At 61.2% G+C, this 25,473-nt stretch carries 23 protein-coding genes; 15 read left to right on the plus strand and 8 right to left on the minus strand.

What is annotated here, in order from left to right; all coding sequences use genetic code 11:
* Complete coding sequence (locus tag J4G43_RS04725; protein ID WP_208084150.1) at nt 1–1,296, minus strand: O-acetylhomoserine aminocarboxypropyltransferase; 1,296 nt, start codon at nt 1,294–1,296, stop codon at nt 1–3.
* 310 nt (nt 1,297–1,606) lie between these two features.
* Nucleotides 1,607–2,416 carry an IclR family transcriptional regulator gene (locus J4G43_RS04730; protein WP_208084151.1) on the minus strand — a complete coding sequence of 270 codons (810 nt, stop codon included), beginning with the start codon at nt 2,414–2,416 and terminating at the stop codon, nt 1,607–1,609.
* A 128-nt stretch (nt 2,417–2,544) separates the two neighbouring features.
* Here J4G43_RS04730 and J4G43_RS04735 point away from each other — a divergent pair, with 128 nt between their 5' ends.
* Genes J4G43_RS04735 through J4G43_RS04760 form a run of 6 tightly spaced genes read left to right on the plus strand, consistent with a single transcriptional unit; the run spans nt 2,545 to nt 7,155 of the window.
* Nucleotides 2,545–3,510: a Bug family tripartite tricarboxylate transporter substrate binding protein gene (locus J4G43_RS04735; RefSeq protein WP_208084152.1), complete on the plus strand. Its 966-nt coding sequence runs from the start codon at nt 2,545–2,547 to the stop codon at nt 3,508–3,510.
* A 3-nt stretch (nt 3,511–3,513) separates the two neighbouring features.
* Nucleotides 3,514–4,131, plus strand: coding sequence for a flavin reductase family protein (locus tag J4G43_RS04740; protein ID WP_208084153.1), 618 nt, complete (start codon nt 3,514–3,516; stop codon nt 4,129–4,131).
* Between the two features lie 55 nt (nt 4,132–4,186).
* Nucleotides 4,187–5,047: a fumarylacetoacetate hydrolase family protein gene (locus tag J4G43_RS04745; protein WP_208084154.1), complete on the plus strand. Its 861-nt coding sequence runs from the start codon at nt 4,187–4,189 to the stop codon at nt 5,045–5,047.
* Nucleotides 5,048–5,050: 3 nt separating this feature from the next.
* Nucleotides 5,051–5,848: a 2-oxo-hept-4-ene-1,7-dioate hydratase gene (hpaH, locus tag J4G43_RS04750; RefSeq protein ID WP_208084155.1), complete on the plus strand. Its 798-nt coding sequence runs from the start codon at nt 5,051–5,053 to the stop codon at nt 5,846–5,848.
* Nucleotides 5,849–5,873: 25 nt separating this feature from the next.
* Nucleotides 5,874–6,266 carry a RidA family protein gene (locus J4G43_RS04755; protein ID WP_208084156.1) on the plus strand — a complete coding sequence of 131 codons (393 nt, stop codon included), beginning with the start codon at nt 5,874–5,876 and terminating at the stop codon, nt 6,264–6,266.
* A gap of 13 nt (nt 6,267–6,279) precedes the next feature.
* On the plus strand, nt 6,280–7,155 hold the full coding sequence (locus tag J4G43_RS04760; protein ID WP_208084157.1) for an amidohydrolase family protein: 876 nt from the start codon (nt 6,280–6,282) through the stop codon (nt 7,153–7,155).
* Nucleotides 7,156–7,373: 218 nt separating this feature from the next.
* On the opposite strand, the gene J4G43_RS04765 is transcribed toward J4G43_RS04760, so the two are convergent.
* Together J4G43_RS04765 and J4G43_RS04770 are read right to left on the minus strand one after the other, a co-directional pair.
* A complete protein-coding gene (locus J4G43_RS04765; RefSeq protein WP_208084158.1) occupies nt 7,374–8,381 on the minus strand; it encodes an LLM class flavin-dependent oxidoreductase in 1,008 nt (335 codons plus the stop codon).
* A 126-nt stretch (nt 8,382–8,507) separates the two neighbouring features.
* A complete protein-coding gene (locus J4G43_RS04770) occupies nt 8,508–8,726 on the minus strand; it encodes a hypothetical protein (RefSeq protein ID WP_028151408.1) in 219 nt (72 codons plus the stop codon).
* 396 nt (nt 8,727–9,122) lie between these two features.
* Here J4G43_RS04770 and J4G43_RS04775 point away from each other — a divergent pair, with 396 nt between their 5' ends.
* Both J4G43_RS04775 and J4G43_RS04780 read left to right on the plus strand, forming a co-directional pair.
* A complete protein-coding gene (locus tag J4G43_RS04775) occupies nt 9,123–9,362 on the plus strand; it encodes a hypothetical protein (protein WP_063985887.1) in 240 nt (79 codons plus the stop codon).
* Nucleotides 9,359–9,808 carry a DUF3085 domain-containing protein gene (locus J4G43_RS04780; protein WP_071909249.1) on the plus strand — a complete coding sequence of 150 codons (450 nt, stop codon included), beginning with the start codon at nt 9,359–9,361 and terminating at the stop codon, nt 9,806–9,808. The genes J4G43_RS04775 and J4G43_RS04780 overlap by 4 nt, the downstream gene beginning before the upstream one ends.
* Before the next feature lie 13 nt (nt 9,809–9,821).
* Here the strand turns inward: J4G43_RS04780 and J4G43_RS04785 are convergent, their stop codons facing one another.
* Nucleotides 9,822–11,576, minus strand: a complete 1,755-nt coding sequence (locus J4G43_RS04785) for a SulP family inorganic anion transporter (protein ID WP_208084159.1) — start codon at nt 11,574–11,576, stop codon at nt 9,822–9,824.
* 371 nt (nt 11,577–11,947) lie between these two features.
* Between J4G43_RS04785 and J4G43_RS04790 the strand changes: the two genes are divergently transcribed.
* From J4G43_RS04790 to J4G43_RS04800, 3 genes are all read left to right on the plus strand, one after another.
* Complete coding sequence (locus J4G43_RS04790; protein WP_208084160.1) at nt 11,948–12,436, plus strand: peptidase associated/transthyretin-like domain-containing protein; 489 nt, start codon at nt 11,948–11,950, stop codon at nt 12,434–12,436.
* Nucleotides 12,437–12,447: 11 nt separating this feature from the next.
* Entirely contained in the window at nt 12,448–13,086 is a 639-nt protein-coding gene (locus J4G43_RS04795; RefSeq protein WP_208084161.1) for a ferric reductase-like transmembrane domain-containing protein, read from the plus strand.
* 197 nt (nt 13,087–13,283) lie between these two features.
* Nucleotides 13,284–13,772, plus strand: a complete 489-nt coding sequence (locus J4G43_RS04800) for a cyclic nucleotide-binding domain-containing protein (RefSeq protein WP_208084162.1) — start codon at nt 13,284–13,286, stop codon at nt 13,770–13,772.
* A gap of 96 nt (nt 13,773–13,868) precedes the next feature.
* Here J4G43_RS04800 and J4G43_RS04805 read toward each other — a convergent pair whose 3' ends face one another.
* The gene (locus J4G43_RS04805) at nt 13,869–14,360 is read right to left on the minus strand and encodes a septal ring lytic transglycosylase RlpA family protein (protein WP_208084163.1); all 492 of its coding nucleotides are present in this window, start codon (nt 14,358–14,360) and stop codon (nt 13,869–13,871) included.
* A 1,141-nt stretch (nt 14,361–15,501) separates the two neighbouring features.
* On the opposite strand from J4G43_RS04805, the gene J4G43_RS04810 reads away from it, so the two are divergent.
* Complete coding sequence (locus tag J4G43_RS04810; protein ID WP_208084164.1) at nt 15,502–16,482, plus strand: outer membrane protein; 981 nt, start codon at nt 15,502–15,504, stop codon at nt 16,480–16,482.
* Between the two features lie 371 nt (nt 16,483–16,853).
* Here J4G43_RS04810 and J4G43_RS04815 read toward each other — a convergent pair whose 3' ends face one another.
* Together J4G43_RS04815 and J4G43_RS04820 are read right to left on the minus strand one after the other, a co-directional pair.
* On the minus strand, nt 16,854–18,044 hold the full coding sequence (locus J4G43_RS04815; protein ID WP_225004618.1) for a Shedu immune nuclease family protein: 1,191 nt from the start codon (nt 18,042–18,044) through the stop codon (nt 16,854–16,856).
* Between the two features lie 61 nt (nt 18,045–18,105).
* Nucleotides 18,106–19,824, minus strand: coding sequence for a retron Ec67 family RNA-directed DNA polymerase/endonuclease (locus J4G43_RS04820; RefSeq protein WP_208084165.1), 1,719 nt, complete (start codon nt 19,822–19,824; stop codon nt 18,106–18,108).
* Nucleotides 19,825–20,341: 517 nt separating this feature from the next.
* On the opposite strand from J4G43_RS04820, the gene J4G43_RS04825 reads away from it, so the two are divergent.
* The 3 genes from J4G43_RS04825 to J4G43_RS04835 all read left to right on the plus strand — a co-directional run bounded on the left by J4G43_RS04825 (nt 20,342) and on the right by J4G43_RS04835 (nt 25,460).
* Entirely contained in the window at nt 20,342–21,223 is an 882-nt protein-coding gene (locus tag J4G43_RS04825) for a DUF7946 domain-containing protein (protein ID WP_161966280.1), read from the plus strand.
* Nucleotides 21,224–21,405: 182 nt separating this feature from the next.
* Complete coding sequence (locus tag J4G43_RS04830; protein ID WP_208084166.1) at nt 21,406–23,688, plus strand: class I SAM-dependent DNA methyltransferase; 2,283 nt, start codon at nt 21,406–21,408, stop codon at nt 23,686–23,688.
* Between the two features lie 428 nt (nt 23,689–24,116).
* Complete coding sequence (locus tag J4G43_RS04835) at nt 24,117–25,460, plus strand: IS1380-like element ISBdi2 family transposase (protein ID WP_208084167.1); 1,344 nt, start codon at nt 24,117–24,119, stop codon at nt 25,458–25,460.
* Nucleotides 25,461–25,473: the final 13 nt, after the last annotated feature.

The raw sequence follows: 25,473 nt of genomic DNA on the forward strand, positions 1-25,473 counted from the left end.
TCAGACCTTTTGCGAGATGCGCAGCGCCTGCGCAAGATCGTCGATGATGTCGCTTGCCGTCTCGATGCCGACCGACAGCCGCACCAGCTCTTCGCCGATGCCGGCGGCCTTGAGCTGTTCGGCATCCATCTGCTGATGCGTGGTCGAGGCGGGGTGGATCACCAGCGTCTTGGCGTCGCCGACATTGGCGAGATGGCTGATCATCCGCAGCGATTCGATGAACTTTCGGCCGGCGGGCCGTCCGCCCTTGATGCCGAACGAGACGATCGAGCCGGCGCCGCGCGGCAGCAGCGTTTTTGCGAGCTGATAGTCGGTGTGGTCCTCCAATGAGGGATGCAGGACCCAATCGACGGCCTTGTTCGACTTCAGCGCCTCCAGAACCAGATGTGTGTTCTGGATGTGCCGGTCCATGCGCACGCCGAGCGTCTCGACGCCCTGCAAGAGCTGGAACGCGTTGGTCGGGGACAGGCAGGCGCCGAAATCGCGCAGGCCCTCGGTGCGCGCGCGCATGATGAAGGCGGCCGTGCCGAACTGTTCGTCGAAGACGATGCCGTGATAACCGCCATAGGGCTCGGTCAGCACACCGAATTTCCCGGAGCCGCGCCAGTCGAACCGGCCGCCGTCGACGATGGCGCCACCGATCGCGATGCCGTGGCCGCCGATCCATTTGGTCGCCGAGTGCATGACGATGTCGGCGCCGAGCTCGATGGGGCGGCTGAGATAGGGCGTGGCAAAGGTGTTGTCGATCAGCAGCGGAATCTTTGCCTCATGCGCGATTCCCGCGACCTTCGGGATATCGAGCACTTCGAGCCCGGGATTGCCGATGGTCTCGCCGATCACGAGTCTCGTGTTCGGCTTGATCGCCGCGCGAAACGCGTCGAGGTCGCGCGGCTTGACGAAGGTCGTGGTGATGCCGAAGCGCGGCAGCGTGTGCGCCAGCAAATTGATGGTGCCGCCATAGAGCGAGCTCGACGCCACGATATGGTCGCCGGCATTCAAGAGCGTCGCGATGGCCAGATGCAGCGCGGCCATGCCGCTCGCGGTGCAGATCGCGCCGACGCCGCCTTCAAGCGCCGCGAGCCGCTCTTCCAGCACGCCGGTGGTGGGATTGGAGATGCGCGTATAGATGTGGCCGGCGCGCTCCAGATTGAACAGCGCGGCAGCGTGGTCGGAATCCTGGAACACGTAGGACGTGGTCTGGTAGATCGGCACCGCGCGGGCGCCGGTCGCGGGATCCGGATGCTGGCCCGCATGCAGGCTTAGGGTCTCGAAGGCAGGCGGTTTCGGCGCGGGCATGCGTGGCCTCGTTGGTCGGTCGGCGGAGGCGGCTGTTGTGCCATAAAATGGCGGGGAACGTCAGCCCATTGACAGCGCCGGGCGGCGGCTCGCAGCGCGCAGTGTGATGCGAGCCGTGGCCGCAGCGTCAGTGCGCTCCCTCGCCCCGTTCTTACGGGGAGAGGTTGGGGCGAGGGGCCTCTCTCCGCACGAGAGGTCGCCGCGGGACCTGTACCCCCTCACCCGGATCGCACCGGACGATGCTTCGCATCGCCGGGGGCGATCCGACCTCTCCCCGCAAGCGGGGAGAGGTGAAGCGGCACCGTCCGCGCTAGCTAACGTTCCCGCCGATCGCCCGCTCGATGATCCGCGCCTCCCGCAGCAAAATCTCCGCAACCTCCTGCTCGCGTCGCGGGCCGAGCCTCGTCCGAACGGCGGAGACGGTGATCGCTGCGGCAGGCTGTCCGTCCGGGGTCTTGATCCAGGTGGAGATCGATTTCGTGCCCTGCACGAGGCCGATCTCCCTCATGCCGTACCCCAGCCGTCTCGCGGCGGTGACCTGGCCGAGCACCGACGCGACGTCGGTCCGGTAGGCCTCGAATCGCTTCTCGTTGGCCGCGACGATTTTTCGCGCGTCCTGAGCCGGCATCGCGGCGAGGATGGCGACGCCTGCGCTGCTGACGCCGAGCGGCCGCCGCGCGCCGACCTCGATCGACAGCACCTGGATCGGATAGATTCCGATCCTGCGATCGACGCACAGCGTGTCGTTGCCGGTCCGCACCGTCAGAAACAGCGTGTCGCCGATCTCGGTGGAGGCACGCCGCAGCGACGGATTTGCCGCGACCAGCAGCCGCGACGGCCGCGGGCGCGCAAGTGCGAGCTCCGGCACCTGGTTGCCGATCGCGTAGCGGCCGGTTCGCCCGTAACGTTCGACGATGCCTTCCTCGATCAGCACGTGGACGATGCGATGCACGGTCGGGCGGGTGAGGCCGGTCGCGCGCACGACCTCGGCCAGCGGTACGCCGTCTTCGCGCCCTGCGGCAAGAATACGCAGCACCGCGAGCGCGCGTCGGATCGCCTGCGCGCCCTGTCGCGGCTCCGCCGTTCCGCGGGCGGATCTTGCGGAGTTTGCTCTGTCCATAATATGGACAAGAACGCCACAATTCTCTCGACAGGTAAAGCGCTCATCTGGAGATTGCGCGGCGATCGAGCGCCATGCGCAACGTCAGGGCATTCGATGCGAATTGGAAGCGCCGCCGGGAGGTTAACATGAGATTAATCTGGATTGCCATAGCTGCTGCCACTGCGATGCTGGCGGGACCCGCATCGGGCCAGCAATGGCCGGCGCGCAGCGTCAAGCTGATCGTGCCCTATCCGGCCGGCGGCAACGTCGACAGCGCGGCGCGCATCGTCGCCGACAAGCTCCAGGAAAAGCTCGGCCAGCCCTTCATCATCGAGAACAAGGCCGGCGCCGGCGGCATGATCGCGGGCGAAGCCTTCGCGAAATCGGCGCCCGACGGTTACACGCTGTTCGTCGGCGCCAACGGCCCGGTGCTGTTCGCGACCGAGATCAACAAGCGTGAAGCCTATAACTGGAAGAAGGATTTTCTTCCGATCTCGACGATCTCGATGACGCCGCTGGTGCTCGAAGTGCACCCGTCCGTGCAGGCCACGACGTTCAAGGAATTCATCGAGCTCGCCAAGCGCGAGCCCGGCAAGCTGACGATGGCCTCGCCCGGCCCCGGTACCACCAACCATCTGCTCAGCGAGCTCATGCAGTCGAGCCTCGACCTGCAATGGGTTACCGCGCATTACCGCGGCAACGCGCCGGCGATCAACGATCTCCTGGGTGGCCAGGTGCAGTTCGCATTCGACCAGCTCACGGTCAGCCTCCAGCACATCAAGGCCGGCCTGTTCCGCGCGCTCGCCGTCACCAGCCCGCATCGCCTGAAGTCACTGCCTGACGTGCCGACCTTCGCCGAGCTCGGCTACAAGGACTTCGACGGCCAGACCTTTACGGGCCTGTTCGCGCCTGCCGGCACGCCGGCGCCGATCGTCGACAAACTTCACGAGACGCTGGTTGCGATCCTGAAAGATCCCGGTGTGATCGACAAGTTCGAAAAGCTTGGCGGCGAATCCACCCCGATGACGCCGGACGAGTTCAAGGCCTATCTCGCGCGCGAGGACGCCAAGTGGATTCCGGTCGTGCGTAAGGCCAACATCAAGGCTGACTGAGCGATGCGGATCGACCCCACCGAGCTCGGCGCGGAGCGCATCTACCGGCTGATGACCGGCGTCGTGGTGCCGCGCCCGATCGCCTGGGTCACGAGCCTGTCGCGCTCCGGCGCGCTCAACCTCGCCCCCTTCAGCGCCTTCACCTTCGTCTCGCAGAAGCCGCCGATGCTCGCCATCAGCGTCGGCCGCAAGGGCGCCGACTACAAGGACACCGCGCACAACATCCTCGACACCGAGGAATATGTGATCCACATCGCCGATACCCCGCTGATGTCCGCAGTGCACGACAGCTCGGTCGAGCATCCGCCTGAAATCAGCGAGGTCGAGCATCTCGGGCTGGAGACGCTGCCGTGCGAGCGGATCAAGGTGCCGCGGCTTGCGGCGGCACCCGTCGCGATGGAGTGCCGCTTCCGGCAGTGCCTCGAATTCGGCGAGGCCCGCAGCCGGCTCATCGTCGGCGAGGTCGTGATGTTCCACATCCGCGACGGCCTCGTGAACGACGGCAAGGTCGAAACCGCGGCGCTCGACCCGATCGCGCGCATCGGCGGGCCGCGCTACGCCCGTCTCGGCGAGATCGTGACGCTGAACACCGTCTTCCAGACGCCCAAATCCAAAGACTGAGCGCGCGGCCCATCGCGCGGGCCCTCGTGCCTGAAGACCATTGGAGAACACGACAATGCGACTCGTAAGCTATCTCTTGGACGGAGAGCCGCGCTATGGCGCGGCGGTTGATGGCGGTGTCGTCGATCTGACCAGGCGGATCGGACGCGACTTCTCCGACGTGAAAGCGCTGATCGCGGCCAACGCGCTTGCGGACGCGCAGGAAGCGGTGGCTGGACAAAAGCCCGACCACGCGCTGGAAAGCCTCGTCCTGCTTCCTCCAGTGCTGGCGCCGGAAAAGCTCTGGTGCATCGGCGTCAACTACGCCGAACGCAATGCCGAGTATAAAGACAGCTCGGACCTGCCCAAATATCCCAGCCTGTTCGTGCGCAGCATGTCGTCGATGACCGGCTCCGGCCAGCCGCTGGAGAAGCCCAGGGTCTCGGATCAGCTCGACTATGAAGGCGAGCTCGTCATCGTGATCGGGCAGGGCGGCCGTCACATCCCGCGCGAACAGGCCTTCGCTCACATCTTCGGCATGACCCTGTGCAACGAGGGCACGATCCGCGACTGGCTGCGCCACGGCAAGTTCAACGTCACCCAGGGCAAGAATTTCGATCGCTCCGGCAGCATCGGGCCGTGGATCGTCACGTCTGACGAGCTCGATCCGCGCGGGCCTCATGACATCATCACGCGCGTCAACGGCGAGGTGCGGCAGCAGGACACGACCGAGCGGCTGATGTTCCCGTTCGATTTCCTGATCTCCTATCTCTCGACCTTTGCCACCCTGAAGCCCGGCGACATGATCGTAACGGGCACGCCGACGGGCGCGGGCGCGCGTTTCGATCCGCCGCGCTGGCTTAGGGTGGGCGACGTCGTCGAGGTCGAGTCGAGTCATATCGGCGTTCTGCGCAACACCGTCGCCGCGGAGCAGTAAGCCATGCTCGATACCGCCACGATCGAACGCCTCGCCGCGCGCCTGGATGAGGCCGAGCGCAGCAAGACCCTGATCCCGATGTTCTCGAAGGAATATCCCGACTTCGCCATCGAGGATGCCTACGCCATCCAGCGTGCCTGGACGAAACTTCAGCTCGGCCGCGGCCGCGTCATCAAGGGACACAAGATCGGCCTGACCTCGAAGGCGATGCAGAACGCGGTCGGCATCTCCGAGCCCGACTACGGCGTGCTGTTCGCCGACATGTTCTATGCCGACGCCACGCCGATTCCGTTCGACCGCTTTCACGCGCCGCGTATCGAGGTCGAGCTCGCCTTCGTGCTGAAGGCGCCGTTGCGCGGGCCTGACTGCACCATCTTCGACGTGCTCAACGCCACCGACTACGTCACGCCTGCGCTCGAAATCCTGGAGACGCGTATGCATCGCGTCGACCCTGAAACGGGCAAGACGCGGAAGGTGATGGACACGATCTCGGACAACGCGGCGAACGCCGCGCTGGTGCTCGGCGGCCGGCCGTTCCGCCCGATGGATTTGCGCTGGATCGGCGCGCTGCTGTTCCGCAACGGTGAGGTCGAGGAGACCGGGCTTGCTGCCGGCGTGCTCAACCATCCCGCCAACGGCATCGCCTGGCTCGCCAACCGCCTCGCGCCGCATGACGAACATCTCGCGGCCGGCGAGGTGGTGCTGGCGGGATCGTTCACCCGTCCGGTCGACATCCGCCGCGGCGACACGTTCCATGCCGACTATGGCGCGTTCGGCTCGGTGTCGTGCCAGTTCGTCTGAATCAACACATAAGAGAGAGCGCATCATGACGAGTCAAACGCGGCGCAAGAGTATCCACATCGGCGGCTTCAAGCACGCCAACCCGATTCCCAACGCCTGCCGCATCGGCAATCTCGTGATGTCCGGTGTCATCCTCGGCCGTGATGCGGCCGGCGTGATGCCTGCGAGCCTGGACGCGCAATGCGCCAACATGTTCGCGCATATGAAGGCGACGGTGGAGGCCGCGGGCGGCACCACGGACGACATCATCAAGATGACGGTGTGGCTGAAGGACCGCACGCAGCGCGGCCCGGTCAATGTCGAGTGGCTGAAAATGTTTCCGGACGAGCATTCGCGCCCGGCGCGCCACGCGCTGCCGATGGACAACATGGACGGCGGCGCGCTGGTGCAGTGCGACTTCACTGCCGTGATCGACTGAGGGAGCTTTGCGCATGCCGACTTATCTGCCGTTCGATCCGAATCCCCGTCGCCCGGTCAAGACGCCGCCGCCGAAGACTGTCGACAGCCAGTTTCACGTGCTCGGACCCATCGACAAATATCCGGAGCGCCCCGGCGCGGCCTATCGGATGCCGAGCGCGACCTGGGAAGCGGCGCTCCGCGTGCACAAGACGCTCGGCATCGAGCGCGGCATCATCGTGCAGACCACGACCTATGGTGCGGATCATTCCGTCGTACTCGACGGCCTCGCCGCGATGGGCCCGAATTATCGCGGCTGCGCCAACGCACTGGTGTTCGCGGAGGCGAACGACGCTTATCTCGCCAAGCTGCATGACGCGGGCGTGCGCGGCGCGCGCTTCAGTTTCCGCCAGGAGCTTGGCGCCGTGCTGTCGGATGCCGATTTCGCCCGCGCCATCGCGCGCATCCGCGAGCTCGGCTGGTACGTCAAGATCCAGCCGGAGAAGGACGGCATCGTCTCCAGCGTCGCCAAGTACGAGAATCTCGACGTCCCCGTGCTGATCGATCACATGGCGCGGCCCATGCCCTCGAATGGCAAGGATGATCCGAACCTGCGCAAGATGCTGGAGCTGCTCGAGAAGGGCAATTTCTGGGTCATGCTGTCGCTCGGCGAGAAGACCTCGCAGGCCGGCCCGCCCTATGACGACGTGATCCCGATCGCGCGCGCCTATATCGAGGCCGCAATCGACCGCTGCGTCTGGGCCAGCGACTGGCCGCATCCCGTCTCCGTCAAGCAGCCGCCCAACGACGCCGACCTGCTCGAGCTGATGTACCGCTACGCGCCCGACCAGGCCGAGCTGGAGAAGATCCTGGTGCACAATCCGGCAAAGCTGTTCGGCTTTCCGGACTAGCAAGACCCTCATGGTGAGGAGCGCGGTACGCGCGTCTCGAACCATGCAGGCCCGGCTGTCGCCCGAGGCCATCCTTCGAGACGCCCGCCTTTGGCGGGCTCCTCAGGATGAGGTCTCGTATCGTGGCAAAGTCTTAGACCCTCATGCTGAGGAGCCGCTAACGGCGGACGTCTCGCACCATGAAGGCCGGGCGCTCTCACAGGCTCCAATTCTGGCGCTCACACCGCCGGCCGTGCCGCCAGCCGGTCGCGCACCTCGGCTGCGATCTCGAACGAGCGCAGCCGCGCGGCGTGGTCGTAGATCTGGCCCGTCGTCATCAGCTCGTCCGCGCCGGTCTCGGCGATCAGCGCCTTCAGCTTCTCCTCGACCGTTTCGGGCGAGCCGACGGCGGAGCAGGACAGCGACTGGCCGACCATGGCCTTCTCGGCCGGCGACCACAGCGCATCCATGTCGTCGACCGGCGGCGGCAGCGGGCCGGGTGTGCCGCGGCGCAGATTGATGAACTGCTGCTGGAGCGAGGAGAACATCCGCTGCGCTTCCGCGTCGCTCTCGGCGGCGAACACGTTGACGCCGACCATCGCGTAAGGCTTGTCGAGCTGCGCCGACGGCTCGAAGCGCGCCCGATATTCGCGCAGCGCCGGCATCATCATTTGAGGCGCGAAATGCGAGGCGAACGCGAACGGCAGCCCGAGCATCGCGGCAAGCTGCGCGCCGAAGGTGCTCGATCCCAGGATCCAGAGCGGCACTTTCGTCCCAAAGCCGGGCACGGCGCGGATCGCCTGGTTCGGCTGGACATCACCGAGCAGCGCCTGCAGCTCCAGCACGTCATGCGGAAAATTTTCGGAAGTCGTGGCGAGGTCGCGCCGCAATGCCCGCGCGGTGAACTGATCGGTGCCCGGCGCGCGGCCGAGCCCGAGATCGATGCGCCCGGGATAGAGCGACTCCAGCGTGCCGAACTGCTCGGCGATGACCAGCGGCGAATGGTTCGGCAGCATGATTCCGCCGGACCCGACCCGGATCGTCCTGGTCCCTCCCGCGACATGCCCGATCACCACCGACGTCGCCGCGCTGGCGATGCCCGTCATGTTGTGATGCTCGGCCAGCCAGAATCGCTTAAAACCCCAGCCCTCGGCATGCTGGGCGAGATCGAGCGAATTGCGAAATGCCTGCGCCGCATCGCCATCCCTTCGGATGGGAGCGAGGTCGAGTACGGAGAATGGGATCATGTTTGGCGTACCGGGTGGGAGCGCGATGTGCGCTGCGGCCTCACATGTAGTGGCTCATTATGGAAATGTTAGCGCGCGCTTTTCAGTCGGTCGAGATGTGGCCGGCACCTTTCCCGTTGGCGGCAGCTACAGCAAGCCGCGCTTGTGCTGGATGATGATGATAACGCGAATGATGCAGTCCGATACTGACTCGCCAGGCCGGCGTGCCTTGTGCAGCATTTGCCACGTCACCTCATCGATCTGTATCTGCCATTTGCCGCTTGCCAGGCGTTGTCCGGTATCGTCGGACGGGAACTCGGCCGCAATCAGAGCGCGGCACTCGTCGGTGATTTCAATTTCCGGCATTGTTGGTCGTTCTCGCGGACGGTGTGCTCGCGTGCAGCCCTCGCCCGATCCGGAGAGATCAGCCAGTTAAATCGCGGTAACAACCGATCCAGCCGAAGCCGATGCCGATCGTCCTGACCATGGACGAGGAGCGCGACATCTGGACGCAGTCGCGGCAGGGCGCTGCGGCGCCACCAGTGGATGCCTGCCGAGTATTGAGGGACGCGGCGCTGACAAGAAGGATCATTCAATGGCTTGGGTCTCGTTCGCGCAGCCGTGACGCTTGAGTCGTCGGGCTCCCGTCGTCGCCGGACATTGCCGATCCTTCACAACCTTAATGCGATTTAACGAGGTTTCCGTAAGCGGTGTGGGTAAACCGCGAGTCGCGGGGGCGTCCTCCAGACACGAGATGACGCCGTGAAGTTTGACGAACAGGAACGCACCGCGCTGACGGACGCTGGGTTTTCCGTCGCCGACAACAGCAAAGCTGCCTACGTCGAAGCCGTCGTGGTGATCGCCGCGTACGACGCCGAAACCTATTGGCTGACGTTCGCCCTGCCGAATGATGCCCAGATCGTGTGCGTTGTGCCACGCGACCAGATTGCCGACGCGATCGCAACTCGTAACTACGCAGCTCGGCGGAACCCACTTCAGTGAAGCTGACCTTCCCTCATGCAAGGCTGAAGGCGCTCTGGAACGAGGCCGTCCGGCAATGGCCGGTTTCGGTGCGAGCCATGAACGGTCGAGATTCACCCGGTTTCTGGCTTGTCGGTGGCCAAGGCATCTATCTCGTGCATAACGGCGCCAGGCCTCGGGGCAGCGTGACTCTGGCCTACGCAAACGAATGCGACCCGGTCAGGGTGCCGGTCCAAAGTTGGTTGGGTATCAAGCGCGCCATCTTCGGCGATAACGATGGGAGGGAATTCGTCGATCTGGTGATGATCGGCACTGCCGTCGATGCCGGCGCCGACCTCGAGGTGACCTTCGAGCCCGACACGATGACGGTGGCTGTCGTCGAAAAAGGGACGGCGAGCATACGACTGCAATCGCTGCGCATCCGGGACAAAAATGACACCACGTCAGGGCGCAGTTGTCGGGTTTGAGTCTGAATCTCGGCTAAGGACCAGACGCGGTATCTTGGCCCGCTACTCTCTCCAAGCCCTGCACATCGTCGTCCTCCCAGTCCTCCCATTCCACGTTGTTGGTTTCGAGATAGCGGGCGACGGCTACGCCGATTGTCGGGAAGAAGTAATTCTCTCCAAGCTGCGCGAAGAGGCCAAATCTTTTCAGCTTGTCCTTCACGGGATCTTTGAGTTCGGCAAAACAAAACTCTATGCCTTGCGCGTGCAACGATCGGTCCAGTTCGGCAACCACGTCGCAGGCGGTGACGTCTACGCTCGTGACCGGCTCCGCGGCAACAACTAGCCAACGCACGGGTGTTGGCGATGTCGCTACGGCATCCAGGACGCGTTCCCTGAAGAATTCGGCGTTGGCAAAAAACAGAGGTGCATCCCAGCGAAACAGGACCAGCCCGGGGACCCGGCGCGCATCCGGATATCGTGTGATGTCGTGATAGCCTTTGACGCCGTGGGCGCGCCCCAATACGGCGGAGTGTGGGCGCCAACCGTCCCACAGGAACTCGATGATAGCGATTGCGATCGCAAGACCAATTCCTGGAATGACTCCGAGCACTGCTACACCGACAAAGCAGACGATCGCCAGCCAGAATTCCCACCGTTGAATGCGATAGATTCGTTTGAGGTCGGCAACTTCAATCAAGCCAATCGCCGATGCAATGACGACGGCGGCCAATGCGGCGGTGGGTAAATGTTGGAGCAGGCTCGGCGCGACCAGGAGGAGCAACGCGATGGCAAGCGCGCCTACGACGCTGGTGAGTTGAGTGCGGGCACCGGCGGCTTCCGCAACGGGTGTCCGTGAACTACTGCTGCTGATCGGGAAGCCCTGGAAAAATCCCGTCGCCAGATTGGCGGCACCGAGCCCGACCATCTCTTGGTTGGGATCGACCCGAGACCCCAATCGCGCAGCGTAGGCACGTGAAAGTACGCTCGTATCGGCAAACGAAACCATCGCTACTGCACAACCGCCGATCAGCACCGGCACGAGGTCGCTGGAGGTGATCCATGGGACAACGAAACCCGGCAGGCCCTGGGGAAGGGGGCCCAGCACCTTGACGCCGTATTGCGTCCCGAGATCAAGCACCCCGACGACGAGCGTAGCCCCAACGACCGCAATCAGAAGGCCCGGCACCCGCTTGTTGTTCCTGAGAAGCAGGATCACGATCAACGTGGCGAGGCCAATCGCGAACGCGACCCAGTTTATCCGCCCCCCAAGGATCGCGCTGACAATCGCCCACAGGCTTCGCAGTGGCCCCTCGCTCTCGATGGAAAAGCCGAAGAGCTTGGGCAGCTGGCTGATCAATACGGTCAGGGCAATTCCGTTCATATACCCGTAGCGTATCGGCTTCGAGAGAAGCTCGGTGATAAAGCCAAGGCGCGCGACACCTGCCAGGATACAGACCGTCCCTGAGACAATCGCCATCATGCCCGCGAGTGTCACGGCCCGCAGGGGATCGCCCTGAGCCAAGGGAGCGATGACTCCAAGGAGTATTGCCGCCAGCGCCGAGTCCGGGCCAAGGACGAGAATGCGGCTTAGGCCGAACAGCGCGTAGGCGAGCAGCGGCACGATCGTTGCGTACAAACCGTAGATGCCCGGCAGGCCCGATGCAGCTGCATAGGCAATGCCGACCGGGACCAGCATTGTCGCCAGGACGATGCCGGCGAAGATATCGTGCGGAAGCCATGCTGCTTCATATTGACGGAGAGTGTCGAGTCCGGGCAACCAGCGCTTCATTGATGGTTTCTCCCAGCCCGCATTGAGCAAGTTTGCCCCGCATGATGTGTTGGACCGATCAGGCTATTACGCCCGCACCAGGCTGAACAGTGGCCCGGCGCTATGGCCGAAGCAGCACAGCGGGCCATGGGTGCCAGCCGGCACCAAGTCTTCCCTGCGCCCTCTTCACGGACGAGGGGGAAGGACCAAATCCGAACTCGGGCGTTTCATGCCGCGAGAATGGCGTTCGTTCGCGGCTGTTTGAGTGGCCTGTGCCTCCGTTCACAACCCTGTTATTGCGACCTGGTGCGCCCTCCGACTCAACTGGGCGTCTCGCGCTTGTTGTTGTACCCTCGGCGGAGCCACTGCACGGGTCGCGAGGACGAACTGACATGACCATGGTCGTACTCAACCGACGCTATCTCCTCGCCGCCGGCGGCTCGGTCCTGGCGGCCGGGATGTCCGGGCTCCTGTTGGCGGCCCGTGCCGAAGGCCTCGCACCGACCGAGTCGATGTCGGGTGGCGCGAACAATTACCGGAAGGGCGCGGCGATCGTGGACCGGATCGGCAAGGGCGGCTTCTGGATGAGCGGCACCGTACGCCGCGCAGGCGACGGGGCTCCACTTGCCGGGCAGCGCATCCAGATCTGGGCGCACACGACCGAAGGGCAGGAACACGAGCCGCAGAGTCACGGCGCCACGCTCACCGACAAGGACGGCAAGTTCCGGCTCGAGATGCCGCAGATCATTCCCATCTTCGGCCAGCCGCATGGTCACCTCGCCTATGACAGCGGTGAGTTCAAGACCGTCTTTCTGCGGCCGGTGATGCGGAGCGCGAAGGAGACGAGCCTGGAAGCGCACTTCGTCCTGCAGACGGCCTGACCGGGTTGCGAATGAAGGGGTGGAGACTGGCCCGGGTGATCCTGATCTGGGTCGCCCTTGCTTTCGCCATTGGCGTGCCGATCGCCGCGGCAGCGGGAAGCGAGCAGCTCGCATGGCGCGGTCCGCTCTACATCATGGCCGGGTTTGCGGGGATTGTTGCCCTCGGCCTCGTGCTCGTTCAGCCGCTGCTGATCGGCGGATATCTGCCGGGATTCCCGGCCTATCGTGGACGGCGTGCACATCACTGGATCGGCGGCATGCTTGTCGCTGCGATCGTGATCCATGTCGTTGGCCTCTGGATCACCAGTCCGCCCGACATGATCGACGCGCTGACCTTCTCATCGCCGACGCCGTTCTCTCCCTTTGGCGTGACCGCGATGTGGGCCATCTTCGCGGTCGCGCTTTTGGCCGCCCTGCGCCGGCGATTGGGACTGCGACCGCGAACCTGGCGCTTCATTCACATGCCGCTGGCGATCGTCATCGTCGCAGGCAGCGTGGTCCATTGCCTGCTGATCGAGGGGACGATGGAGACGATCTCGAAGGCGGCGCTCTGCGCGCTCGTCCTCGCGGCAACCGTAAAAGTCATGATCGACCTGCAGGTGTGGCGAAAGCGAAGGACCTTGCGCGGCGAGAGCACTGCGCCGCAGTGACATGGCCGCGCGTAGCGCATAGTAGAGCGAAGCGAAACCCATCGCACTTTGTCTGCGCGGAAGCATGATGGGTTTCGCAAGCGCTCTACCCATCCTACGAAACTTTCGCTGACCGCCTTGTTCAAACACGTTCGGCGTCGTCAGCGCCGATCTCCGCTCCGCTTGTCGCAGATAGCAACGGGGCGTATCCTAGTGCGATGGTTGTCAGTGCCCCCGAGCTGAAAGCGTTCCTGCTCGCGACGCCGTTCTTCGGCGGTCTTCCGGACCCGAGCCTCGACCTGCTGATTTCGATGCTGGTCGAGTGCCGCTTTGATGCCGGCGCGACCGTCGTGGCGGAAGGCGAGCCGGGACGCTCGCTGTTCATCGTCAAGTCCGGCCGGCTGGCGGTGAGCAAGCAGGCGAACTCGGGGAGTGTCATCCCGATTTCCGTTCTGGAGGCTGGCGATTTCTTCGGTGAAATGACGCTGATTGAAATGCAGAATCGCTCCGCCACGGTGGTGGCGGAGAGTCCGACGGTGCTGTACGAGCTGACGGCGCAAAAGCTCTACGCCTGCTACAAGGCCGATATCCACGCCTATGTGATCGTCCTGCAGAACATCAATCGCGAGCTATGCCGGCGGCTGCGCCGTGCCGACGATCGCCTCACCGGACACCAGGCGGACGAAGACGAAACCCCCGCGAGATGACTGTGCTTCTCTGCGCCGCCGCAAGTTCGCTCCGCGGCTGACGGTCCCGGATTACGCTCGCGCTCCATCCGGGCCACGCCACTTCGCGTGGGACGTTCAGCCCACCGGTCCCGGGATCCAATCGTCCCCTGAAAGTGGGATCACCCTTACGCCAACAATGACTCCGAGTTCCAGGCTTGGATCGAAATGGCGCATCGTCCGCTCGTTGAGGTCGATGATGCGGCCAGGCCTTAATGGCCCCACGTCATTTATCTTGACGATGACCTTCTTGCCGACGGCCTCGACGAGGGCATATTTCGGCCTCGCGCCAAATTGGACCCCACCAAATTTCCCGCGCAAATTCGTCTTGATGGCAGCCGCCCAGACTGAGGGATCATAGCGCTCGCCGGAGGCTGTGTTCGGACCGCCCTCTTCCTTGCCGGGCTTGAACGGATTGTACATGGATGCGGCGCCAACGATCGCCTCCCCGGAGGTGGCATCGACGACGGCGCTTGAGTGAACTTCACACGCTTCACTTCGATCAACGGGAACAGAAACGGCAAGCGCAACCAGGGCGCCGCAAATTGCGGCGCTCGAGCGGAACAGCATTATAACTCCTGTGATTTTTTCGATCGTCCGGTTCCGACACCGCAAACATGGTCAAGCGAACGCGGAAGCGTTCACGAACTTGCACCAGTGCTTTGCGGATTCGAGCCAACCCCTGGCTACGGAACCGATGTGCGAACCAGAGCGGTCCGCACGCAGTGTTTTAGGTTGTCCCCGTCTAAGACAGAGAATGCGTCAGCAGCATGACCTGATGGAACCTGCGGCGAGTGACAAATGCGATGTCGCCAAAAGCCGACACGCTCGCGCTAATTGATGCGTCGGGCAAAACACCCGCCGCTCGCACAAACCCGTCAATCCTCTGCAGTAAAAATATTCCACTTTACCGAAATTCGGAATTACGGCATTCTCTCCGCCATCCCGACCCGAGAAGAGGGGCGATCGTACGTCGTCACGAACGTGGGCCGGGGTGCGGTGGACGCGGCAGTGCCGGGCACGCGAAGGCAGGACCAGGGCGAGATGAACCTCGTGAGGGCCTTGACTGCGTGCGGAACGGACGGCGCCTGTGTCTGGCGAAGCCCTTGGGCGGAGCTGGATCGCTGCGTACGGCGAAAACGCGTGGTCCTGACCGTCGTTGCTACGGTCAAGCCTTGCGGAGATGGATCGGGGCTCTACCGGGTTTCGAGGCATCGTCAATTCGCGAGGTGACGGAGGCCAGAAGGAACTCGGCTCCGGGGAGAGCGCGCATAAGCCGTCAGACCATCGCGCAGGGAAGGCCGGGTGTTTTTCCGGCCCACCTGTTTCCCGCCTGCGCATTTGCGTGTGCAAATTCCTGGCGCCGCGGATCATGGGTGTCAGCCGGCACCCGGCCTTCCCTGCGCCCTCTTCACGGAAGAGGGCGCAAGAGGAGAGCAAAACTCGGGCGTTTCATGCCGCGAGAATGCCGCTTCATGCGTGAATTGAGAATCGTGTTGCCCGATGGGATTGATCGAGACGCGGGGTGCGTGTCGTTCAAAATCCACATGCGTTCGTAATCGCCAGCTTAGGTGCCTCAAACGGTCGCATCCGCGGACGCGATATCTTTGCGATGGCCTGACCAGGTTCCATAGTGTCAGCGATGATTTGCAACTGAGGGGCGGGGTATCAAATGACAGCGCGTAAATGTTTCATCGTGGCCGCGGGATTGATGACGGCGAGCGCCGCCCATGCCGAGGACGTTCCCTCCAACGCCGAACTGTTTCGCATGCTGAAAGCGCAGCAGCAGACCATCTCCGAGCTGCGCGCCGAATTGAAGCAGGCCAAACAGGAGCGGCGCACGGTCACTCCGCGAGAGGCGACTGCACCGGCAGCCAAGCCAGCCGGACGCGACGCTGCGAGGGAGACGGTTGCGGTAGCACCGCCCGCGCAGGCTTATGCGATGTACAACAAGGGACCCGCAGTCGCGCCGGCGCGCACCGGCGGTGCCTATGTCGGCGTGTTCGGTGGCGGCGGCAGTCGCGGCGGCACTGACGTCAGCCAGCTCGGCACCGTCTTTTTCGTTGAGGCCGTCGGGGGCCCCTTGGCTGTCGACGCCACAGGGCGGACCAGCAGCGGCGGCGTCGGGTTCGGTGGCGCGCATCTCGGTTATGAATGGTCGTATGGTACGTATCTGCGGCCCGCTTTGGAGATCGAAGGTTTCTATCTGGCAGGTAACCAGCCGCGTGCGACGTTGGTGACCCCCACAGCCCGATTTGCAGAGCACTCCTTCGACACGACTTTCCCGACGCGCACCACGGTGCTGCTGGCGAACATGGTTGTCGGCTTCAACACGCCCTATCAAGGCATCACGCCCTATATCGGTGGCGGGATCGGGGCCGCGAACGTCTCCATCAACGGCGCCACGTCCACACAGACCGACCCGGCCGAGCCTGGCATCAACCACTTCAACGCGCGTCCGGACTCCTCAGCCTGGACCTTTGCGGCACAGGCCAAGGCCGGTGCACGCTTCGCCCTCGGCAACAGCGGCGCTTACCTGTTCGGCGAGTACCGCTATCTGTACGTCGGCGATGTGAATCAGGTTTTCGGCTCCACCGTGAATCCCGCTCATGCTGCGACCAGCCCGTGGACGGCCAGCTTCGGCGGCACATCGCACCATCTCGCAGCCGGCGGCATCGGCTTAGGCTTCTAGCTGAGCTCGATCACTGCGAGAATCGGAGGGGGCGGACGACACGTCCGGCCCCTCCCAGGAGGCAACCGGGCAACGGAAGAAGGCGATTTTCTGAGGAAACTGGTGCTGCCAGACAGGATTGAACTTAGGCCGCAACCCTGCTTCAAATTGATTTTATTGACGTTTTCGATCCGGCGATCTGTCTTTGTGTGGCACTTTTGGGGGCCACTAGTCCAACCACTACATGACTGCCGCGAGATACGCGAGAGACAAATTGGACACTGGTTGCTGACGACGGGGGAATGAGCGGACCACGCGGGTCAAAATCAGCACAGCGCTCGGAACAACGCGAATGGATCACGCTGCAAATCCGTTCCACAATCAGACGCCCACTAGCCATCAGCTTCTTTGTCCGCCGGCTCGTGTTCGACGATAAAGCGAGCGCGCTGCAACAGTTCGTCAAAAGTCAGTATCTCCGGTCGCCAAGTATTCTTGCGATAAAGCTCAAACGAACGAAATTTGGAGATGTTCACGCCGTTCTCGGTCTTGAACTCATCGAGACTGCCAACAACGAGGCAAGATCGCGGCTCGATGCTGAAAACAATTTCTCCCGTTGGATCGCCCAACTCGTCTTCGAGCGATAACTTGTGACCGATTGCCTCCACAGCTGCATGAACGGTCATTTGAGTCTGAGCCACGCCGCCCACCAATTCGGATGAAGGCGGCCATGCTCCTGAGCGGTACTCACTCGGTCCAAGCAGCGGCGTGTCGTTCCGCTTAATCTCAACAAAGCAGAGAGAACTCACGATGCCGCGCGTTTTCATCAGCGCGTCTGCTCGCTTGCCAGGTCCGGTTAAGTCTCGTCCCCTCACAATTCGCTCAAGCTTGCCTTCATCGAGTTTCGAAGCGAACTGGTAGGATAGGCCGTACCCAAATATCCAGGTGTTGGCCTCGAAAAACTGTTGCCACAAAGCCTCGGGCTTGCAATCGAGCCGATCTTGCTCGGCAGCAAAAAATTCCCGATCTCTTAGCAGTCTCTCGAAGTAACGAAGTTGCTTGCGTCTGTATCCGATGGCCACCAAGTCCCGTGTCAGGTCTTCCTGCTGAGCAAGTTGCAAGAATACCTCCGAATTCTTGGCGAAGATGCGTCGAGCCTGCCCTTGATCAAGAATGATGTCGCGCAATATGTCATCGGGAAGATGCACCTTCGATCCATCATCGAATGGCACCGTCTTCAGGCCTGCCACGAAATTCAAGAGTGTGGCGATTTCCGATCCGACAAATGAGAAGGACTGCTTTTCAATCGGGCCGGTTCGCTTGCTGTACTTCTGAATCGTCAGCGTTCTTACCGACCTGTCGTCCTCGACAAAGGTCGCCTTTATTTCGTATCGTCCAGACGGCGTCTGCCGCAGGACAACCTCGTCCTTCACCTGCGCGAACGCGAGGCCGGAATCGCCCTGCACAATGTGCGTAGCGATGCGGAGCATCTGTCCCGAGGGGGCGCTGGGAAAGCGCTTGCTGATAATCGTCTTATCAGTGCGCCTTTCGAAGAACATCTGCCTTTCGTCATAGTCGTCGGACACGGCGCTCCCCCGCGAGTTGGGAGTCAATCCCATACCACAAGTTGAGAGCACTCTCCATGGTTTACGGAGAACCGGCGCTCGCGGAGGCGCTGGGCAAAGGTTTGGACGGTGCGGCCCGACGTCCGGTAAAGTCTTTGCATGCGTCTGATATGGCCTGCAGGAGCGGTTCGAAACCGGAGAAGTTGATTGTAGCTCGCTCGGGCTTCACAACCTCAGTTGCGAACTCGACCTTGGAGTACCACTTGCTTCGATCCTTCTCCTTGCCGGTTCTATCGAAGTTTTTGCCCTTGATGGTCCTGGCAAGAAGCGCCGGTTCGAACAGGTCCTCGATGGCTGCCTCAAGGGTTGTTATGCCCTTCGGGACTGGCACGACATAAAGGTTTGCGCAAACGTAGTAGAATGGATCGAGCCCGCCGACGACCCTGCCGAGCATCTTGGTCAATTTCCTAAACAGATCGGCTGATCCCTTGTCGTTGTCGACGATCATGATCACGGGTTGGTCTGGCGAGAGCTTGAAGGGCGACACTCTTGCGGCATAGTGCGACAGGAGCTTGGATAAGTCGTTGGTGCCACCGGATAGATCCTGAAAGGTGGCGGCCGCTTCGGTGTAGTTGAAAAGGTCGACCGTGAGACCCACCAAGGGATCTGGATGGATAAAAGCCGGAAATCTTGCTCTCAGTCTCTGGAACGCGCATCGCAGATAGATATTGTCGGTCTTTCCCTCGCAAATGATTTTGGGGCGTGTGATTCCGTGGAACGCCCGGTAATCCAAAAACTGCCGATATAGCTTGAAGAAGCTGTTTTGCTCACTCTGCCAATCTTTGGTCTTGAGTCCGCGTATTTGGCGAATGAAACCCATCGTCCCGTCCAAGGCGTCATCGAATATGGGCTTTCGATCTTTATCTGAGAAGCAGAAGCCGTTTTTGAACAAATGGTCGCACTTGGCGCGGGCTGTCTTATAGTATTCGTTGCGGACGTTGACCTTCTTGTTGACGATGAGACCCGTCGTGTCCTGGCGTGAGTCCCGTCGCTGCATTCGCGTCTTGTCGTAGTTCAGCGAATAGCCGGATGAATACACGCGCTTGACGAGACTGTCCCCCGGAACCCACTTGTCTGTTGAACCACGCACCAGCCTCGCGATCGAGGACGGGAATTCCTTTTCATTCGTTGAGAACGTGATGTCGTCCACGTAGCGGGTGTATGTGCACCTACCGGCCCGAGCTAACCTATTGAGATGAATATCAAGGATATGAGCTATCAGATTTGATATCACTGGCGAGCACGGGCTTCCCTGAGGCAGCTGATTGTCGCGGCAAGCGATCTGCGCGATTATAGTCGCGACCTTTGGATCGAGTGAAAAGTTATTGTCCCACTGGAAGAAGCCGCGAACTCTGCCGAAGTTAATTGAGGGAAAGAAGTCTTTCAGGTCGGCGTTGAACACGAACCGCTTGTTTCGGTGCGCCGTGGCGTTCGTGACGATAGAAAGGCCCCTCTTGAAGCCGTGTGCCAGCTGGCACTGACTTCGGGAGCGGGACTGTTCTAACTCAACGTGAATGTCCAAAAGAAGATCAGCCAACTTTGTCTGAATCATCTTGAGGCGGGGCTTGGGGGCCGTGATTAGTCGCCAGCCGCCTCCTTTCTTGGGTATAGTGAACTGCTCGTACTTTTGCTGATCAGGCAGCCAGTACAAAACGAACGACAAGGATGCTGGTTGGACTCCTAAAACTCGTGCCAGTTGGGGGAGCGTTTTGACGCCTCTGAGTCTAGCCAGTTGTGTCATGAGGAAAAAGGCTTGCGGATACTCGTACGCCAGATCGGACGCATAGTCGCAGCGAACTGCAGGGAGCGCGCATTCCTACGCGCATTCATATCAACTGTCGCGAAGCACAACAGCAAAATCTATCCGCAAGCCTTAGTTGCAGTTGATCAGCCCACTCGTGCTGGAGCAAGGCTTGCGGCTACTTATCAACAAGAGCATCAAGCTGTCTGAGCGCTCCCTAAATCAGGCGCGAAGGGCGACGACGTTGCTATCCAGGGGAATGCAGGACGGTTTTTCGAGGCGCGCGGCCCAACACGGGCGACACTTGGTGTCGGTGCAGCAATGCACCGCGGCTTTGTACCAACCGACGCAGATTTGAAGGTCGCGCTAGACGTTGTCCAGGGTGTCATGGCTCCCATCTTTGGACATGCGAACGAAGCGCGCGCTGGTCGGGTGCGTGCCGCCCGGGAAGAAATAATTCAATGGCGAGGCAGCTTGAGGTTAGGATGGATAGGGTGCTTGATCAACGGGGGGTAGAATGCCAGAACCACTTTTTGAGCCGATACCTATTGCGTACAGAGGACTGCTTGCCGATCAGCATTTCGTGGACGCTCAGCAATTCGGTCGATCACTCATCGGCGCAACTAAGCTCGCCAATAGCATCTGTCACGAACTCTTTTGGGAGAACATCACACACGATCCGCGCTCCTACCACATAAGATTCTGTGTGGGACCGAGCCGCGAGAACGGTTTGCTACAAGAAATCTTTGCGATCTCCAATTCTGGTCAGCTTCCGCTTTACAGTCCGATCCTCATTACAGTCGCGAAGAAGTTCATCGAACTTTCGATCAAGGCGGTAATCGACAAGGTCCTTTCAAAGAAGGACAGCAACAACGCCGTCGATCGTATCCACGAACTTGCCATGACCCACCACGAGTTCGCGAAGCAGGTTCACGAAGGTCATATGCGGGATAAGGCTTGGCTACAGCGTATGATCACAACGATGGCACGCGAGAACCGAGCCTCGATCAGGCAGCTTCCCGACCCTGTCGGAAGGACCGTCAATCACATGCAGATCGGTGGGGCCAGCGTCGCTAATGTAATAGACGAGCCGGCAGCGGAAGTGCTCAGATCGCCGGACATGCTCAGTCTCGGTGAAAAAGAGGAGTATGTTGTTCGCATTCACGGCGTCTTCAAAACGAATGGGGCCTGCCGTGTCGAAATCCTGAACGCGCCAAAGAAGAAGATCGTCTCCGGAAAGATCGCAGACGATGAGCTTTTGAAGCCGGGAAACATATACACCAGGGCACTCAATGAGGGGCTTACCCTTAGGGTCGTTGCGCAGCCCACGATCAAGGATCGGAAAATCAACCGGCTGTTCATCACACAAGGCGAAATCGTCGATAGGCAGCTAGTGTAAAGACCCGTGCGATGGGCGGCCTGCTTGCAAAGAGGTACAGGCCCCCGTTGGACCTTGCGTTATACTTAGCGTATATTCTTTCGGAAGATTCCCTGGACGCCGCGCGTTTCGAGATGCGTCACCCAAAGGCGCTAAATGCCGAGCAACGCTGCGTGCGCCCCTACCTATGAATGCTGTGCCGGATGAACATCGCCGAAATCGTAATGCAGCTTGCCGACCTCGTGAAGGAGCCATTTGACCAAGGCGAGTTCGCGTTCCGAATGCTGGAAGTCTACAACGCTCCCAAGGCGACACTCACGAAGTTGCGCTCAGGCACCCAAAATAAGGGCGAGAAGCCGAGCGATGTGCTCTGGTCGCGAAAGCTTTATTACCGCGCCGCGCCAGTCGGAAAAGTTGCAGAGACACTGGACCAGCTCAGGGAAAGCAAGGCCGCAAAAACGCAGAAGCCGCGCTTCCTTCTTGCGACCGATGGGCACGAGGTTGCCGCCTACGACACCAAGACCGACGACACCTGCCACTGTGACTTCGACAAGCTCAACGATTGCTTCGACTTCTTCCTGCCGCTCGCCGGCATCGAGAAATATGAAGCGGTCGCGGAGAACCCGGCCGACATCAAGGCTGCCGGCCGCCTCGCTAAGCTCCATGACGAAATCGAACTTCATAACCCCGATTGGCTCGTTCCCGAGAAGCGGCACGTTCTCAATCTCTTTCTGACGCGCATCCTCTTCTGCATGTTCGCCGAGGACACCGGCGGTTTTGACCAAGACCTCTTCGTCAAAACCATCAGCGATCATGGAGGGAGTGACGGCGAGCATCTTCAAGACCTTTTGAAGCGGTTGTTCGACGTGATGAACGTTCCCGACGACCGTCGTGGTGAGGTGCCCGCACATATTCGAGCTTTCCCTTACGTGAACGGCGGTCTCTTCGCGGACAGCACGGAGGTGCCCGCCTTCAATCGGCGCGCCAAACGCATGCTGGTCGAGGCCGCTCAACTCGACTGGCGCGAGATCAATCCCGACATCTTCGGATCGATGATCCAGGCTGTCGTCGATACCGACATGCGCGGCGACCTCGGCATGCATTACACGTCCGTGCCGAACATCATGAAGGTATTGCAGCCCCTCTTCCTGATGTCACTCGAAGAAGAGTTTGAGCGGGCGCGAGGTCACCGCGAAGAACGCTCACTGCTACGAAAGCTCCTGACGCGCATTTCGAAAATCCGCGTGTTCGATCCCGCCTGCGGCTCCGGCAATTTTCTGATCATTGCGTACCGCGAATTGCGCTCGCTGGAGATGCGTGTCTTTCAGCGCCTCGACGAGATTGGCGGAGGACAGACGACGTGGCGCGAGCAAAGCGGAGTCAAGCTTTCCAACTTCTATGGAATCGAATTAGCAGACTTCGCAGTGGAGACGACCAAGCTTTCGCTCTGGATCGCCGAATACCAGATGAACCAACGGTTCAAGAGTCTGTTCGGCGAAGCGCCGAAGAGCTTCCCCCTCAGGGAGGGCGGCCACATCGTCTGCGGCAACGCCTTAAGGCTTGATTGGCTTCAGGTATGCCCTCGGCCGATGAAGACGGTTCAAAAGGAAAAGATTTTTGATTTGGCGCGCGTGGAGAAGGTCCACGCGACCGAGCAAGTACCGGACGAGGAAGCCGAAATCTTTGTGGTCGGGAACCCGCAATTTGAAGGAGCGCGCGAACAAACCAAAGCTCAAAAGGACGATATGCGGCACTGCATGCCAGACTATGAGGGCGTCAACAGTCTCGATTACGTTTGCTGTTGGTTTGAAAAAGCCGCCCAGTTCATGCAGTCAACGAACTCAGCGGCCGGCTTTGTGGCCACCAGTTCAATCTGCCAAGGTCAGTCAGTCTCCCTTTTTTGGAAGCAGCTCAGGTCAAGGGGCGTCGAGATTGCTTTCGCGCACCATCCCTTTAAGTGGCGAAACAACGCCAAGAATAACGCTGCTGTTAGCTGCATCATCGTGGGCCTTACACTTAAGTCAAAAGCGCCAAAATTCTTATACGACGATGTCAACCGAAAACGAGTCAACAACATATCGGCCTATCTCACTGAGAATGAAGATGTCTATGTTGAGAAGCTGATGAATCCGTCCGACGGGCGTCCTGAGCTGGTTCTCGGAAACCAGGCGATTGATGGAGGTCATCTGATTTTGTCGAGCGACGAGCGCGACAAACTCCTTATTGCCAACCCGGAGATTGAGGCATTCCTTCGTCCACTACTCGGCAACAACGATTTTTTTCAAGGGGGAAGACGTTATTGCATATGGGTTCACGACCGGGATTATCCCAAGGCCAACTCTATTCCGGAGCTTGCGGAACGGTTTCGAAGAGTGGCTGAATATCGCCGCACGGGCGGTGAAGTCGCCCGATCGCTAGTTCATATCCCTTATCGATTCCGCTATGTCCACGAGGCTAACCCGTCTTATTCGCGAGAGGGCGCCTGAGAGGCTGGCGAGCGTGGTGTAAAGCGCTGATGCGGCGTAGGATTCGGTTGCGAAGCCACCCCATCACCTTCAACCGCGAACGCCACGCCCGCCATGACCGATGATACGATTTCAGACCACTATCGAGAAGCAAGAATTCAACACAAATAAAACCTCTGCCTCGCGCTCGATCTCTTCATGCTTGATAGTCTCGTTTCGGAGGCTGATCACCTACCGCGTCTAATAGGCCGCTCGCGCCGGTTTCTTTGGACGCGGCACGACCGCGACTCCACGTTTCGGCACAGAAATGATCGGGAGTCACTCAATCTTTCTTCAACTTAACCCGTCTTATTCGTAAGAGTGCGCCTGAGGGGTAAAGCGCTGATGCGGCGTAGGATTCGGTTGCGAAGCCAACCCCATCACCTCCAACCGCGAACGCCACGCCCGCCATGACCGACGATACGATTCCGCCCTTCTCGTTTCCAGCCGTTCACGCCAAGAAAGTCACAGCTGCCTTCGATGGTGGGCGCCTAACCTCGAACGGGGGCGTGATGCTTCTGGCGATGGCCGAGCGGCGTCTCGGTTTGGCCAACAATCTGGCCCGGGTGTTCCCGGATCGGCGCGATCCGACGCGGGTCGTGCACAGCCTGGTCGATATGCTCCGCGCTCGCATGTTCGCGATCTGCTGCGGCTACGAGGACGCCGACGACCTCGATCATCTGAGGTCCGATCCGGCATTCAAACTGGCCTGCGGACGGCTGCCGGACACGGGCCGGGATTTGTGTTCCCAGCCGACGCTGTCGCGGCTGGAGAATGCTCCGCGCCTGCGCGACGTGATCCGGCTGACCTACATTTTGGTCGACGCATGGATGGATAGCTACCCCCACGAGCCGGCATCCGTCACGCTCGACATCGATGATACCTGCGACGTCGTCCACGGCCATCAGCAGCTCTCGCTGTTCAACGCTCATTATGACGAACGCTGCTTCCTGCCGATCCACGTCTACGACACGGAGAAGAGCCGGCCCGTGGCCGTCGTGCTGCGGCCCGGCAAGACGCCGGGCGGCGTCGAGGTGCGTGCCCATCTGCGCCGCCTGGTACGGCATATCCGGACGCGATGGCACAACACGCAAATTACGTTCCGTGGCGACGGGCACTATGCCCGGCCGGAGGCCATGGCGTGGTGCGAGACCAACGGCATCGACTACATCTTCGGTCTGTCCGGCACCAAGCCTCTCGCCAGAAAAGTCGACGAGGTCGCCGACGACATCCGCACGCGACGCGCCATCGAGAACCTGCCGGTTCTGCGTGGCTATACCGAGACGCGCCACAAGGCAAAGTCCTGGGATCGCGAACGGCGCACTGTCGCCCGTATTGAGGCGACGATGCTCGGCCTCGACATCCGCTTCGTCGTCACCAGCCTCGATGTCGGCTCGGCCGAGTGGATCTACGACAGCCTGTATTGCGCGCGCGGCCAAGCAGAGAATCTGATCAAGCTGCATAAGACACAGCTCGCCTCCGACCGCACCAGCTGCCGTTCGGCGCTCGCCAACCAGGTCCGTCTCGTGCTCCATACGGCCGCTTATTGGCTGATGCTGACCGTGCGCGACGCCATTCCCAAAGCCCGGGAATTGGCCGCTGCCGAGTTCGCGACGCTGCGTCTTCGTCTCTTGAAAATCGCTGCCCGTGTGGTCGAGACCACGAGCCGCATTCGCCTTGCGTTTGCCGCGGCATGTCCCGAAGCCGACCTGATCCGCGGCTTGCCAGGCGCGTTGCTGCCGCTCGGTCCTTGACCGGCGGGGCGTC

The organism is Bradyrhizobium barranii subsp. barranii (assembly GCF_017565645.3).
Taxonomy (GTDB): Bacteria; Pseudomonadota; Alphaproteobacteria; order Rhizobiales; family Xanthobacteraceae; genus Bradyrhizobium; species Bradyrhizobium barranii.

Excerpts from the sequence above, each read along its gene's own strand:
- J4G43_RS04725 (WP_208084150.1), bottom strand. The coding sequence starts at position 1,296 with ATGCCCGCGCCGAAACCGCCTGCCTTCGAGACCCTAAGCCTGCATGCG.
- J4G43_RS04745 (WP_208084154.1), top strand. The coding sequence starts at position 4,187 with ATGCGACTCGTAAGCTATCTCTTGGACGGAGAGCCGCGCTATGGCGCG.
- J4G43_RS04800 (WP_208084162.1), top strand. The coding sequence starts at position 13,284 with ATGGTTGTCAGTGCCCCCGAGCTGAAAGCGTTCCTGCTCGCGACGCCG.
- J4G43_RS04835 (WP_208084167.1), top strand. The coding sequence starts at position 24,117 with ATGACCGACGATACGATTCCGCCCTTCTCGTTTCCAGCCGTTCACGCC.
- J4G43_RS04820 (WP_208084165.1), bottom strand. The coding sequence starts at position 19,824 with ATGACACAACTGGCTAGACTCAGAGGCGTCAAAACGCTCCCCCAACTG.
- J4G43_RS04810 (WP_208084164.1), top strand. The coding sequence starts at position 15,502 with ATGACGGCGAGCGCCGCCCATGCCGAGGACGTTCCCTCCAACGCCGAA.
- J4G43_RS04740 (WP_208084153.1), top strand. The coding sequence starts at position 3,514 with ATGCGGATCGACCCCACCGAGCTCGGCGCGGAGCGCATCTACCGGCTG.
- J4G43_RS04735 (WP_208084152.1), top strand. The coding sequence starts at position 2,545 with ATGAGATTAATCTGGATTGCCATAGCTGCTGCCACTGCGATGCTGGCG.
- J4G43_RS04730 (WP_208084151.1), bottom strand. The coding sequence starts at position 2,416 with ATGGACAGAGCAAACTCCGCAAGATCCGCCCGCGGAACGGCGGAGCCG.
- J4G43_RS04770 (WP_028151408.1), bottom strand. The coding sequence starts at position 8,726 with ATGCCGGAAATTGAAATCACCGACGAGTGCCGCGCTCTGATTGCGGCC.
- J4G43_RS04805 (WP_208084163.1), bottom strand. The coding sequence starts at position 14,360 with ATGCTGTTCCGCTCGAGCGCCGCAATTTGCGGCGCCCTGGTTGCGCTT.
- J4G43_RS04795 (WP_208084161.1), top strand. The coding sequence starts at position 12,448 with ATGAAGGGGTGGAGACTGGCCCGGGTGATCCTGATCTGGGTCGCCCTT.
- J4G43_RS04765 (WP_208084158.1), bottom strand. The coding sequence starts at position 8,381 with ATGATCCCATTCTCCGTACTCGACCTCGCTCCCATCCGAAGGGATGGC.
- J4G43_RS04785 (WP_208084159.1), bottom strand. The coding sequence starts at position 11,576 with ATGAAGCGCTGGTTGCCCGGACTCGACACTCTCCGTCAATATGAAGCA.
- J4G43_RS04790 (WP_208084160.1), top strand. The coding sequence starts at position 11,948 with ATGACCATGGTCGTACTCAACCGACGCTATCTCCTCGCCGCCGGCGGC.
- J4G43_RS04830 (WP_208084166.1), top strand. The coding sequence starts at position 21,406 with ATGAACATCGCCGAAATCGTAATGCAGCTTGCCGACCTCGTGAAGGAG.
- hpaH (WP_208084155.1), top strand. The coding sequence starts at position 5,051 with ATGCTCGATACCGCCACGATCGAACGCCTCGCCGCGCGCCTGGATGAG.
- J4G43_RS04760 (WP_208084157.1), top strand. The coding sequence starts at position 6,280 with ATGCCGACTTATCTGCCGTTCGATCCGAATCCCCGTCGCCCGGTCAAG.
- J4G43_RS04825 (WP_161966280.1), top strand. The coding sequence starts at position 20,342 with ATGCCAGAACCACTTTTTGAGCCGATACCTATTGCGTACAGAGGACTG.
- J4G43_RS04755 (WP_208084156.1), top strand. The coding sequence starts at position 5,874 with ATGACGAGTCAAACGCGGCGCAAGAGTATCCACATCGGCGGCTTCAAG.